Raw genomic sequence first — 13,663 nt, 5'->3', positions numbered from 1 at the left:
TTATTTCCGAAATACCAGAATTCAAAAGGCTCGATGGGTAAATATAATTCTATCCTCAGATCATAAACCATTCATTCACAAGACATGCGGCCAGCCTGGCTGTTCTGTCCTGAATATCCAGGGAAGGATTAACTTCTGCGGCATCAAGTGCTATGAGTTTTTTACTTTTTAAAATATGTCTGTAAAAATGCATAAAAGGGGTATCTGCAAAGATACCATTATATGCGGAAGCGGAAACCCCAGGGGCGATTGATGCATTGAAAACATCCATACAGATGGTAAGATAGACAAAATCTACAGTCTCCATCAGCTCATCGATACGCTGGTAGATGGAAGGAAGATTTTCAAAAAAGAGTTCATCGGCAAGGATATATTTCATACCGTACTGATGGGCTGTATCAAAAAGCTTCAGGGTATTTGAATTTCTCTGGATCCCGATATGAAGTGAGTTGATCTGCCCTTCCTGTGCAATTTGCCAGAATCCTGTCCCAGAGCTTGCTCCTACTCCTTTTTCCGGCTGCCTGTTATCAAAATGGGCATCTATATTGATGATCCCAATTTTCTGTTCCGGAAAAGCTGTTTTTACACCAAGATAATGGGCATAGGTTACTTCATGGCCACCGCCTAAAACAAGTGACTTACCTCCTTTCAGCAATACTTTTGAAACATTTTTCGCGAGGCTGTTTTGGGTACTTTCGAGATCACCGTCTTCACAGGTAATATTTCCAAAGTCAAGAAGGGAAAAATCAGGACGGATCACCGGAAAATTGGACATGTTTTTTCGGATCACATCGGGGGCATCCTTGGCACCCTGCCGTCCTTTATTTCTTCTGACTCCTTCATCTACGGCAAAGCCATGCAGAACAAAATCATCTGCTTTAATATTATCGTAATTATGTTCTTCTTTAACTCTTTGAAATATTCTGTGGAAAAGAGGTTCTTTTCCGTCTAATCTGCCGTGCCAAGTATCCTGAAACATAGATCTAAATTAAATTTTAATTACTGCGTTTTATCCAGTAAATCTAAATAATATTGTTTAGATATTAAAACGCTGCTCTGTTGAATTTCAAGACTGCAGCATGACATCCGTCATTCCTGTAATATGCTGATCTTAAATCATTCTTTTTTCTGGTTGGCATTACTGCTGATGAACATTTCATTTCGCTCTTCTGAAACAATTTCCAGGAATCGTTCATAATGCTTGAGTACATCAGAAATCAGCTCATTTTTTGTAAAGTACTGCACATCGTATCCTTCTCTTCCATCTCCGAAATAGGATCTCGGATAGTGGGTTTTATTGTCATCGAGATCGGGAAGATTCTCTTCATTGATCATGTATTCTGAAACGGTTTTCACTTTATTTTCAACCCCATAAATAAAATTATTGACGACTCCCTGGTGAATCTCTATTTCTATTCTGGCAGGATTTTCATAATGATTTATTTTGGCTTCAATTCCGTTGGATGCAAATTCCTGCTGCAGATCTGTGAAGGCTTCTTTTGTTTTGACCTTAATAAAATGTTCTACTGAAGAATTATCTTTAAAGGAAACGATATTTTTTAAACGCTCTTTCCAAAACTCGCCGGACCATGGAACGGTTGAAGCAGAAAAGTTAGTCTCATAATATTTCTGGTCAATGATCAGTCCCTTCATCAGACTTACTATAAATAAAAGTACAATGATTGAAAAAGGTAATGCCGTAATTAACGTCATGCTTTGAAGCGCTTTTAATCCTCCGGCGTTTAATAATAAAAGGGAAAGCACAGCGAGCAAAATACCCCAGAATACAATCTGCCATTTGGGAGATCTTTTAGAATTTTTGGTAGCAATACTGTTCATTACAAATATCCCCGAATCAGCGGATGTCACAAAGAAAATAATAATGATGGCAATAACAAAAAATCCAGTCAGGGTTGATAAGGGCATATATTCTAAAAACCGGAACATCAATGCATCAGGATCGGATGCCAGCTCACTTAATTTTCCGTTAGCAATATTCAGGTCGAACCAGATGGCACTGTTCCCAAACACAGACATCCAGATAAAATTGAATAATGTAGGAAGTACTAAAACGGCAAGAATAAATTCTCTGATGGTGCGTCCTTTGGAAATCCGGGCGATAAATAACCCCACATATGGCGACCATGAAATCCACCACGCCCAATATAAAATAGTCCAATCATAGAACCATGGCAATGCATTTTTTTCGTAAACATGGGTATTGAAGGTAAGGTTGAAAAAATTATTGATATAGTTTCCCAATCCATCTGTAAAGCTTCCTATAAGATATACCGTCGGTCCTAAAATCAGTACGAAAAGTAAGAGTACAATGACGCTCATTACATTGATATTGCTTAAAATCTTTACACCCTTATCCACGCCGCTAATCGCTGAAAGTACAGAAAGAGAAATAAGGCTGATAACAATAATCACCTGATTGGTAAAACTATTTTCCGCAGTGATATGGAGTATATTTAATCCTGAACTGATCTGTACCACTCCAAATCCTAAAGTAGTGGTCAGTCCAAAGAAAGTACAGCATAATGCAAACACATCAATTGCATTTCCCCATTTGCCATTAATCTTATCTTTCAGCAATGGATAAAAACAGCTTCGTAAGGAAAGTGGCAGCCTGTACCGGTAAGCAAAGTACGATAAAGAAAGCCCTACAACTCCGTAAATAGCCCAGGCATGAACTCCCCAGTGAAAAAAGGTATATAATTGTGCCTGCTTGGCTCTGCTGACGTAATGATTATCAGCAAAAACTTCAGAAGAATAGTGCTGCATAGGTTCTGCCACACTAAAATAAATCAGCCCGATTCCCATTCCTGCTGCAAACAGCATTGAAATCCATGAAAAAAAGGAGTATTCAGGTTTACTGTCGTTAGCTCCCAGCTTTATATTCGCATATTTACTGAACAGCAGGTAAACTAAAAAGACCACAAACAGAGTAACGGCCCAGACATACACCCAGTTTAGATTAATAAATATAAATTGTTTAATCTCATTTAAAATATTTTCCGTCGGCTTAGGATAAAGAGCCGAAAGAAAACATGTTCCGATAATAAAAATGAGACTAGGAATAGTAACACCTTTGTTGAAAGTAGACTTTAGATTTTCAAATTTCATCACGTTTATTTTTTCGTATTTAATATTGACAGACACCTGGCATAGCCCTGGCAGAAGTACTCAAAGAATAATATGACTGCGTTATTTTCCTTATCAAGGAGTGTACTTAAGAACTATAGAAAATTACTGTTTTATATAATGAATCAACAGTAATGGGGTCACAATATAAGAAAACTTAAATAAAAAATAAAAATCTAAGGCTGTATTCCGCTTAATTGCCTTGCGTAAAAAATGAAATCTTCGTTTAATTTACATTGTATTGTTCAAAACTCTGCCAGTATTTATCTTTATAAATTTCCAGTGAAATTTTATATTGAGGATTGTCTTTTATGATCTGATCAAAAACTTTGGAAGGCTGCCTGAAATCCTTGCTTGCAAAGTAAATGCTTTTGGAATTGTCTGCCGTTTCCCTGCCGATATACAGATGGCCGTCTTTTGGACTGAGAAGCTCTACCGCATAGTCTTCAATGGCATTCATTGTATTGTAATCTGCTTCTTCCGGAAATCCGTTATTATTCTTTCCATCGTAAGGAATCTTCAGAACCGAGATCCACGGATAAGAGGCTTTTGCATCATATTTTAACAGAGAAGCATTAACTGTGGCCATAAGCGGCATCCCGTTTTCCAGGGTGGCTTCAAGTAGAGAAAACTGATCTTCACTTTCCAAAACCTGGCAATCTTTATACTTTTCCGTAAATTCTCTTTCTCTCCAAAGAAGAAATTCTTTTAGTTTTTCTATGGGAACAAGTTCCTGCTCCGCTTCATTTTTACCTATAATGCTGAAAGTATCAATTTGGGTGGCAAAATTCAACTCGCCCAGGAAATTATCCAGAAAAATACAGATTCCCGTAGTGGCAGATTCTCTGTTCTCTTCGTTTAAGTTTTCATAAACAAACGCCAGATCTATCTCATCCGGATAACCTTCTATTTCATTGGAATAAAAGTAGATGTTATTTTTTGTAAACTCTAAATCGCCCATTTTCAATCCAATATTTTCAATATCCGTTTCAGGTTTAAGGGCTGTAAATTTCCAATGATCAATCTTAGGAGCAGCGGCAATAAGCTCTTCTGCAAAAATTATTTTTTTAACGTCACCTTCTACCGTAATAATAAGTTCGGCCGTATTTTCATCACACATTCCTGACAGGAAATAGTAACCATTATTTATTTTCGTAAGTTCAGGAGATATTATATCAAAAAACTGTTCTTCAATATGTTCTCTGCCTTTTACAACTTCAAAAAAAGTTTTCTCTTTTGTTAAAAACCAGTTCCAGAAATCCTTATAGGTATTGGTTTCTTTTTCCGGCTGTTTTTTGCCCAGGACCTTATCAAAAATGCCCATAATTAATGATTAAGATTTCCGCTAATATAAACATTTTCAGCATTCAGGCTTCCCTGATTGTAAAGGACATTCTGGAAATTATCGGTTTTAAAGGTTACAAAATCTGCCTTTTTACCGGTTTCCAGCTTTCCTATGTCTTGAAGACCTAATGCATAGGCAGCACGGAATGTCATTCCTGCCAATACTTCAGCAGTTGTTAATTTTTCAAATGTTGCCAGAATAGAAGCCTGGGTAATTAAATTTCCCATCGGTGCAGATCCCGGATTCCAGTCACTGGCAATGGCTACAATAGCTCCGGCATCCAGTAATTTTCTGGCTGGTGTAAATTTTTCACCTAACCCTAAACTTGCTCCCGGTAATGCAGTAGCCACCGTATCTGATTGTGCTAAAAACTCAATATCTTCGTCAATAGTGGCTTCCAGGTGATCTGCAGATTTTGCGCCCACTTCCACTGCGATTCTTGAACTTCCCGGTGTAAACTGGTCTGCATGAACAGTGATATCAAAACCTAAATCCTTAGTTTTAAGCAGAAAATCTCTGCTTTCTTCAGGCTGAAATGCAGATTTCTCTATAAATATATCTACACGCTGTGCTAGTCCTTCTTCTTTTACTTTTGGCAAAATCTCTGTAAGGATATATTCTAAATATTCCTGATTGGTTCCGTTAAAATCTCTGGGTTTGAGATGAGCGGAAAGGCATGTTGGAACCAATCTGGCTTTTGTATAATCCTGTGCTTTTTTAATGATTCTAAGCATTTTCAGCTCATTGTCCACATCTAATCCATAGCCGCTTTTTATTTCAATCGTCGTAATTCCTAATGAAACCAGGAAGCTGATTCTTTCTCCCAGTGTCTTTAATAATTCTTCTTCTGAAGCGTTTCTCGTGTGCTGTACAGAACTCCAGATTCCACCGCCGCTTTCTGCTATTTCAAGATAGGTTTTCCCTGCATTTCGCATAGCAAAATCATTGGCGCGGTTTCCTCCGAAACAGATATGGGTATGGGAATCTACAAATCCGGGAAGAGCAATTTGCTCACCTTCGATAAGTTCTGTTTCCGTGTCCGGATTTTCAGTCTTTAACATCTTAAAGTTTCCAACTTTCTTAATCAAGCCATTATCTACCAGAATTCCTCCGTCTGTAATAATATCAATTTGCTCATCAGATATTTTTCCTCTTAATGGAAGGTCTGCCAACGTAACGATCTGCTTGAAAGGTCCTATTAATTTCATTTGTTTAAGATTAAAGCTACTGCTTGTTTACAATTAAATTTTCCTCTCAAAAATACTTAAAATATCTCAATTTACTAAATCAAAATCACCTTTAACCTCAGCCCTTGTAGTTACCTTTGCCTTTACCTTAGCCTTGCAATCATCCTTTTTTGAATCCCTGAATTTTCTTAATCTAATCTTTAACCTTAGTGTAAATTTCCTATCTTTGAGGTAAATGAAATGAATTAATGCCAGACTTTTTACATCCAGATAAGGAAAACTACTCACATGAAGAGCTTATGCAGGAGGAGCAGATCCGTCCGCAGAGTTTTAAAGACTTTGCCGGGCAGAGAAAAACTTTGGAAAACCTTGAAGTTTTTGTAAGTGCTGCCAAAAGACGTGGTGGTGCTCTTGATCATGTCCTTCTGCATGGTCCGCCGGGTCTGGGTAAAACAACCTTAGCCAATATTATTGCCAATGAGCTTGGTGTTAACTGTAAGATTACTTCCGGCCCTGTTTTGGATAAGCCGGGAAGCTTAGCCGGCTTGCTGACGAATCTGGAAGAAAACGATGTTCTTTTTATTGATGAAATCCACCGTCTGTCGCCTGTTGTGGAAGAATATCTGTATTCTGCCATGGAGGATTATAAGATAGATATTATGCTGGAAAGCGGCCCTAATGCGAGAAGTGTTCAGATCAGTCTGAATCCTTTTACTCTGGTAGGAGCAACCACAAGAAGCGGAATGCTTACAAAACCAATGCTGGCAAGGTTCGGGATTCAAAGCAGGCTTGAGTATTATTCGGTTGAACTTTTATCGATGATCATTCAGCGGAGCTCAAGGGTTCTGGGAAGTAAGATTTACGAAGATGCCGCGATAGAGATTGCCAGAAGAAGCCGCGGAACGCCAAGGATTGCCAATGCTTTGCTAAGAAGGGTACGTGATTTTGCTGAGATCAAAGGAAACGGAGAAATTGAGATTAATATTACAAAATATGCATTGAATTCGCTTAATGTGGACGAGTTTGGCCTGGATGAAATGGATAACAAGATCATGCGGGTCATGATTGAGAACTTTAAAGGAAAACCGGTTGGTATTTCCGCCCTTGCAACTTCAATTGCTGAAAATCCTGAGACGCTGGAAGAGGTGTATGAGCCTTTTCTGATCCAGGAAGGATTTATCATCAGAACACCAAGGGGAAGAGAAGTAACAGACAAAGCTTACCAGCATTTAAAAATATCCCGTCCAAAAAATCCGGGAGAATTATTTTAACAGTCTATGTTTATTCCAAAATTATACAGAAGTGAAGATCTTGATCTGATGAGAGAAATCATCAGAGACAACGCGTTTGCTCTCCTTATTTCTTCCGTTGAAAAAATAAGAGCCACGCATTCTATGATGATGCTTAATGAAGATGATCCTGAGAATATTTATGTGGAAACTCATATTTCAAGAGCCAATCCGCAGGCGAAAACATTAAAGGACGGGGATGAAGTTCTCTGTGACTTCCTGGGAGCCCATACTTATATTTCGAGCAGCTGGTATGATCATCTCAATGTTTCAACCTGGAATTATGAAGCTGTTCAGGTGTATGGGAAAGTACAGCTTATGAATCATGACGAACTTTATCAGCATCTTGAAAAATTAACTTCAAAATATGAAAATTTCCAGAAGTGTCCTGTCATGGTAAAAGACATGGGAAGGGAATTTGTGGAAAAGGAAATGAAAGGTGCTTTCGGGCTGAAAATAATTCCGACAGAAATATTCATCAAGCAAAAGCTTTCTCAAAACAGAAAGGATCATGATTATCAGAATATTATCTCTGAACTTGAAAATTCGGATGAGAATGGAAGAAAAATTGCTGAGAAAATGAAATTAATAAAGAAATAATAATCAAAAATATATATGAAGCTATATCCGATACAATGTGGAAAATTTAAACTGGACGGCGGTGCCATGTTTGGAGTCGTCCCAAAGAGTCTGTGGGAAAAAACCAATCCTGCAGACGAGCGAAACCTGATTGAACTGGGAACCAGATCCCTGCTTATAGAAGACGGCAAGAAGCTGATTCTTGTAGACTGCGGTCTCGGAAATAAACAAGATGATAAATTCTTCGGGCATTATTCGCTTTGGGGAGATGATAATCTTGATAAGAATTTAAAGAAATTCGGTTTTGTAAAAGAGGATATTACGGATGTATTCCTTACGCATCTTCACTTTGATCATTGCGGAGGCGCTATTGAATGGAATGATGACCGAACGGGATACAGACCGGCTTTTAAAAACGCCCAGTTCTGGACGAACGAAAACCACTGGCAATGGGCTACAGAACCGAATGCAAGAGAAAAAGCAAGCTTTCTGAAAGAGAATATCCTTCCGATGCAGGAAAGCGGACAGCTTAACTTTTTGCCTCTTCCTACAACGGGAAATTACGGCTTTGCTCCTGACCTGAAAATGGATGTGATCTTTGTAGACGGACATACGGAAAAACAGATGCTTCCGGTGATTCAATACCAGGAAAAAACGATTGTTTTTGCAGCAGATCTTATTCCTACTGCAGGGCACATTAACCAGGTTTATGTAATGGGATATGATACAAGACCTCTTCTGACATTGGAAGAGAAAGGAAAGTTCCTGAAGCAGTGTGTAGACAATGAATATCTTCTGTTCTTTGAACATGATGCCCACAATGAACTGGCAAGTCTTAAAATGACTGAAAAAGGGGTAAGATTAGACGAAATTCACAGTTTTAATGATGTTTTTGGATATTAATTTTTGATTATGGAAGATTTACATTCAGAAACACAGAAAGCAGAACCGGAACCGGCACCCAAGGTGATCGGGCTTACCGGTGGTATTGGCTCAGGAAAAACTACCGTAGCCCACTTTATTGAAGACTTCGGATTCCCGGTTTATTATTCCGATGACAGAGCGAAAGCCATTGTGAATGAGAGCGAGGATTTAAAGGTAAAAATAAAAGGATTACTGGGAGATGGAGCTTATGATGCAAACGGACTGTATGACAGAAAATTTGTTGCAGAAAAGGTTTTTAACAATAAGGAACTGCTTCATGAATTAAATGAAATTATTCATCCTGCTGTACGGATTGATTTTGAAGAATGGCTAAAAAAGCAGACTAAGTATCTGGTCTTTAAAGAAACGGCCTTATTATTCGAATTAAAGCTGAACAGACAGTGTTACAAGTCTCTTTTGGTCACTGCTGAAGATAATATCAGGGCCAAAAGGGTAATGGACAGGGATGGAAAAACCTACCGCGAAGTAGAATCTATCATGGAAAAGCAGATGCCGGAAAAGGATAAGATAAAACTCGCAGACTGCATTATCTATAACAACACCAACCTGGATGATCTTAAGGAACAGACCGAACAGATCATCTTTGCTATTGAATAAAAAAAACCTCGTTAGACAATTCTAACGAGGTTTTTTAATCTAGATTTTCTAAGCGAAAAATCTTCAGCAATAAATAAGCCCTCATTTCTGAGGGCTTATTTTGTATTTGAAATTTAAATATTATTCTTTAATAAATTTCTTTTGAACTGTTATACCATTGTCTTCGATATCTATTACATAAATACCATTGATCAATTTGCTAACGTTAATCTGGTTGTTAAGCAGAATACCGTCATTAATAATCTGTCCTGCAGAATTGTAGATCTTATATTTAGCTCTTTTGCTGATATTCTTCACATACAATACTGAGCTTACCGGGTTAGGGTAAATCAGGATATCTGTTTGGTTCACAGAGTTTGGTACTCCCGGTTTAGCAATTCTTACCGAGTAATCCTCTACTTCCCCATTGGCAAAATTGGTACAGTTCACCGGAACTCCGTCTCTCATCATTGCCACTCTCATTACTACATACTTGTAGTTGGTCATGCTTATGTAAGCATCTACAGGTACGTTGAATGTTCCTGTAACAGGACTTGTAGTGTTTGGAGGTGATGTAAATACTCTTTCATCAAGATCAAAGTATCCGTTTCTGTTGAAATCTATCCATACGGCGATACCTTCAGGATGGTTAGTTCCATTCCATTTTTTCTCAATTGTAATCTGATTTCCAGTAGATCCCTGAACCAATTCTATGAATGTATCAGGTACTCCTGTATAATTTGTATAGCTGGAAGGTCCTGAAGCATTTTCCATTTTAGGTCTTCCGTTTGGAACTACCGTAACTTTGGAAATATGTTCGTTAACAGCATTTTGAGACCCCATCTGACAGTAGATCACTGTAGGTGTTGTAAAATAGTATGGAGGTGTGTATGTACCCGGCGTACCGTTGCAAATGTTCACAACCTGCATTTCATATTTCGTCTCTTCCAATAATCCTGTTATCGTGTACGTATTCGTTGTTAAAGGAACATTTGTCCAGCTTGGAATACCTACTTTTCTGTATCTCAGGACGTAAGTGGCCCCAGGGAAACCGTCCCATATAACTTCAGCCGATGTAGGAGTAAGCTGAGTGATAGTTAATCCCGGAGGAGGAAGTTCACATGTTCTTTCCGTAGTAAATACTTTCGGATTTGAGTATGGGTTAAGAGTGTTTTCTCCAACACATTTATTTGCAACTCTCACTTCATACTTTGTATACGGATCTAAATTTGTTAACAAATGAGTGTTTGTAGGAGGAGCAATGTTAGGAACCTGAGTCCAGGTAGCAGCTCCTACTTTTCTCCATTCCAGTGTATACGTAGAACTCGCTGCAAGCGGCGCCCAAGTAATCAATGCAGAGTTTGTCGTAACATTACTTACTGTAACGTTCGGAGGCGTAGGATCACATCTTGTTACAAATGTTTTTATAGGTGTAAATGTACCGATAACATCTCCACAAACAGCAGCCACCTGAACTTCATAGATTGTAGCCGGAGTTAAACCGTTCAAAACAAGTGGAAGGTTATTTAACAATGCTGAAGCGTATACTTCCGTCCATGCTCCCGGAGGCGTTGCCTGAACTCTGTATCTTACAAAATAAGTTACATTGGTTGCCGAGCCTGTCAATGTAAGTGTGGCAGAATTATGAGTCGGCGTGATAGTAGGTTGGTTTGGAGTTGCATTGCTACAAGGTCTGATTTTTACTGCATAATCTTCAACCTCTCCATTTACTGCATTCTGGCATAATACCGGAGCACTGCTTCGCTTAAGCACGACTCTCATTGTAGTTGTAAGAGGGCCTGTGTAAGCTGCTCCCGGAACCCCAAATATTGCAGTAACAGGAGTTGTAGTACTCGGTGCTGAGTTTATAATCTGTTCCGAGGTTTCAAAAACTCCGTCTCTGTTGTAATCTATCCATGCTGACACTGCATCATTGCTTGTTGCACCTGTCCACCCTTTTGCTACAGAGATTTTATTATTTACAGAACCTGCATCAAGAGTGATTAATGTTTGAGGTGTTGAATAGTTTGTATAATTATTCTGCACAGTTGTATTACTCATCACCGGAACCCCAGGGTTAGAAGATGTAACGCTTACATTAGAAATGTGGTCGTTAGTTCCTGTACCTGTCATTGGACAGTATGATAATGGTGGTGTCGTAAATGTTGATGAAGGACTATATGCTCCTAATGCTCCAGTTCCACATTGTGTAGCAACCTGTACATTATAGGTAGTCTGTTCTGTAAGACCGGTAATCGTGTATGTACTTACACCGGCAGCTAAAGTTTGCGTCTGCCAAGCTCCTGCAGGAGCAACTCTCCATCTTATGGTGTACGTAGCATTTATTGCACCAATCCAAGATATGTTTACTGTTGTAGACGTAAGATTGGTAAGCGTAAGACTCGCAGGTGGTGCTGTAGTACATGCCGGCTGATCTATTAATTTCACAGCATAATCTTCTACCTCACCCCAAGTGAAAGTTCCACATGCAGCAGCAGTAGCAGATTCTCTTAAGGCTACACGCATACGGGTATTAAGCGTACCTCCGTAAACAGCAGTACCAGAAGGCACCACAAATGTAGCTGTTACCGGAGTGGTTGTATTACTTGCTGATGTTAAAACTTGTTCGTTCGTTTCAAATACACCATTTCTGTTAAAATCGATCCAAACACCAGTTCCAAAAGAATACTGAGTGCCTGGCCAGCTTTTAGCAATAGAAATTGAATTACCCGCAGATCCTCTTACTAATGTAATTAATCTGGCAGGATCCGTACTATAATCTGTATAGTTGCTAAAATCTGAATTACTAACCATTACGGTTGAGTTAGTAGGTGTCACAGTCACTTTACTAATAAACCCATCAATTGTAGTGCTGGTTGATGTTGATGTACAGTAGCTAATTGCAGGTGTAGTAAAGAATACTCCTGTTGAGAATGCTCCTTGTGTTCCACCGCAAATTGTAGCTATCTGAACCTCATATTGAGTTTGTTCTGTTAAGCCTGAAATAAGCTGGTTACTTGCTAATACAGCAGTGGTAGGAAGAGTGATCCATGCACCGGCAGGTGCTTGTCTGTATCTTACCACATAGCTTGCTCCTGTAGCTGCCGCCCATGTAACGTTGGCTGAAGTAGGTGTTAAGTTATTTACTCCAATGTTAGTTGGAGGAGCAGTACTACAAGCCTGCAGATCAATAAGTTTTACTGCATAATCTTCTACTTCACCCCATGTAAATGTTCCACAAGCTGAAACTGAAGAGCTTTCTGCTAAACCTACTCTCATACGAGTCGTAAGATTCCCACCATAAACAGCTGTACCGGAAGGTACCGCAAAGGTAGCAGTCAATGGAGTTGTTGTATTACTTGGAGAAGTTAACACACGCTCGTTTGCTTCGAAAATACCATTTCTGTTAAAATCGATCCAAACTCCTGTGCTAAAGCCATATTGATAATTCGGCCAATTTTTCGTAACAGTAACTGTATTATTTGCACTACCTCTTACTAAAGTAACTAATCTTGCTGGATCTGTACTGTAATCAGTATAATTACTGAATCCAGAGCTACTTACCATAGAAGGAGCTGCTGTTGCATTAACAGCAACCTGACCAATATAACCATCTATTGTTGCACTTGTAGAAGCGGCAGAACAATAGCTGATAGCTGGAGTTGTAAAAGTTGAACTCGCTGAAAATGCACCCTGTGTACCTCCACAAATGGCAGCTACCTGGACTTCATACTGAGTTTGTTCTGTTAAGCCTGAAATAAGCTGGTTACTTGCTAATACAGCAGTTGTGGGAAGAGTGATCCATGCACCAGCAGGCGCTTGTCTGTATCTTACCACATAGCTTGCTCCAGTAGATGGCGTCCATGAAACATTGGCTGAAGTCGGTGTTATACTGCTTACTGCAATACTAGCAGGAGGTGCAGTTGTACAAGGCTGTAAATTTACACTTACCAACTGTAATCTTGGGATGTTATCATATCTTGATGATGCAGTAGGAGGTGCTGTAGGGCTAGGATCTGTATTATCATTATAATAAAGAATACCTCTGTTGGTTCCTGCATTATAATTTCCCCAACCTGTTCCCGGGGATCCTGAATACCCTGGAGTATTCTCATCAACCCCTACAACAATATTATCGGTTCCGTTCCACAGGAATGGAGTTGATAACTGAAGGGTCACCCAGTTTCCACTTGTTATAGCAGGTAATGTTCCTGAAAAAACTTGTGTTAATGAAGTTGCAGGCACCCAACTGGTTGTAGTAGCAAAATTGGCTTGGGTTGTATGTCCCATATATACTACCCCATCATTATAATTGGTTTGTGGCAATACAGCTGAATCAACGTAAAATTTTATAGCTGTAATATAATTTGCCGTTCCGACAGCAGCCGAAACTTCAGCAGCAGTATAGATCTGCTGAGAATAATTATATCCATAATATGAATATATAGGAAGTTGAACCATGGAGGTAGTTCCCGTCCCAATCTGTCCCGTTTGACCATAGACTTTGGAAACAAAACCTATATTTACTAAACACAGAAAGAGTATTAAAGAAGTAAAGAGTTTCTTCATAATGTTCTCATTATTATATTAATTAC

The 13,663-nt window shown here is 39.0% G+C and carries 9 protein-coding genes; 4 read left to right on the top strand and 5 right to left on the bottom strand.

Annotated features, from left to right (window positions below; genetic code table 11):
- Positions 1-55: 55 nt before the first annotated feature.
- From hutG to hutI, 4 genes are all read right to left on the bottom strand, one after another.
- Positions 56-979 (bottom strand): formimidoylglutamase, encoded by a 924-nt coding sequence (gene hutG / locus ACMGDK_RS17315; protein WP_436809098.1) that lies wholly within the window; start codon positions 977-979, stop codon positions 56-58.
- A 137-nt stretch (positions 980-1,116) separates the two neighbouring features.
- A complete protein-coding gene (locus ACMGDK_RS17310; protein WP_436809097.1) occupies positions 1,117-3,129 on the bottom strand; it encodes a BCCT family transporter in 2,013 nt (670 codons plus the stop codon).
- Positions 3,130-3,373: 244 nt separating this feature from the next.
- A complete protein-coding gene (locus tag ACMGDK_RS17305; RefSeq protein ID WP_436809096.1) occupies positions 3,374-4,471 on the bottom strand; it encodes a DUF695 domain-containing protein in 1,098 nt (365 codons plus the stop codon).
- A gap of 2 nt (positions 4,472-4,473) precedes the next feature.
- Positions 4,474-5,700, bottom strand: coding sequence for an imidazolonepropionase (gene hutI / locus ACMGDK_RS17300; RefSeq protein WP_436809095.1), 1,227 nt, complete (start codon positions 5,698-5,700; stop codon positions 4,474-4,476).
- A 227-nt stretch (positions 5,701-5,927) separates the two neighbouring features.
- On the opposite strand from hutI, the gene ruvB reads away from it, so the two are divergent.
- Genes ruvB through coaE form a run of 4 tightly spaced genes read left to right on the top strand, consistent with a single transcriptional unit; the run spans position 5,928 to position 9,089 of the window.
- Positions 5,928-6,950, top strand: a complete 1,023-nt coding sequence (gene ruvB, locus ACMGDK_RS17295) for a Holliday junction branch migration DNA helicase RuvB (protein WP_111955432.1) — start codon at positions 5,928-5,930, stop codon at positions 6,948-6,950.
- Positions 6,951-6,956: 6 nt separating this feature from the next.
- On the top strand, positions 6,957-7,568 hold the full coding sequence (locus tag ACMGDK_RS17290; RefSeq protein WP_436809094.1) for an FMN-binding negative transcriptional regulator: 612 nt from the start codon (positions 6,957-6,959) through the stop codon (positions 7,566-7,568).
- Positions 7,569-7,583: 15 nt separating this feature from the next.
- A complete protein-coding gene (locus ACMGDK_RS17285) occupies positions 7,584-8,450 on the top strand; it encodes an MBL fold metallo-hydrolase (RefSeq protein WP_223560327.1) in 867 nt (288 codons plus the stop codon).
- Between the two features lie 9 nt (positions 8,451-8,459).
- Positions 8,460-9,089, top strand: coding sequence for a dephospho-CoA kinase (coaE, locus tag ACMGDK_RS17280; RefSeq protein WP_436809093.1), 630 nt, complete (start codon positions 8,460-8,462; stop codon positions 9,087-9,089).
- A 120-nt stretch (positions 9,090-9,209) separates the two neighbouring features.
- Here the strand turns inward: coaE and ACMGDK_RS17275 are convergent, their stop codons facing one another.
- Positions 9,210-13,637: a GEVED domain-containing protein gene (locus tag ACMGDK_RS17275; RefSeq protein WP_436809092.1), complete on the bottom strand. Its 4,428-nt coding sequence runs from the start codon at positions 13,635-13,637 to the stop codon at positions 9,210-9,212.
- Positions 13,638-13,663 lie beyond the last annotated feature (26 nt).

The sequence above is a fragment of the Chryseobacterium hilariae genome (genome assembly GCF_051400735.1).
Taxonomy (GTDB): Bacteria; Bacteroidota; Bacteroidia; order Flavobacteriales; family Weeksellaceae; genus Chryseobacterium.
The sequence above is the reverse complement of the archived record's forward strand: the minus strand, read 5'-3'. Positions and strand labels throughout refer to the sequence as shown.

Coding starts and splice junctions, on each gene's coding strand:
- hutG (WP_436809098.1), bottom strand. CDS start 979: ATGTTTCAGGATACTTGGCACGGCAGATTAGACGGAAAAGAACCTCTT.
- ACMGDK_RS17310 (WP_436809097.1), bottom strand. CDS start 3,129: ATGAAATTTGAAAATCTAAAGTCTACTTTCAACAAAGGTGTTACTATT.
- ACMGDK_RS17305 (WP_436809096.1), bottom strand. CDS start 4,471: ATGGGCATTTTTGATAAGGTCCTGGGCAAAAAACAGCCGGAAAAAGAA.
- hutI (WP_436809095.1), bottom strand. CDS start 5,700: ATGAAATTAATAGGACCTTTCAAGCAGATCGTTACGTTGGCAGACCTT.
- ruvB (WP_111955432.1), top strand. CDS start 5,928: ATGCCAGACTTTTTACATCCAGATAAGGAAAACTACTCACATGAAGAG.
- ACMGDK_RS17290 (WP_436809094.1), top strand. CDS start 6,957: ATGTTTATTCCAAAATTATACAGAAGTGAAGATCTTGATCTGATGAGA.
- ACMGDK_RS17285 (WP_223560327.1), top strand. CDS start 7,584: ATGAAGCTATATCCGATACAATGTGGAAAATTTAAACTGGACGGCGGT.
- coaE (WP_436809093.1), top strand. CDS start 8,460: ATGGAAGATTTACATTCAGAAACACAGAAAGCAGAACCGGAACCGGCA.
- ACMGDK_RS17275 (WP_436809092.1), bottom strand. CDS start 13,637: ATGAAGAAACTCTTTACTTCTTTAATACTCTTTCTGTGTTTAGTAAAT.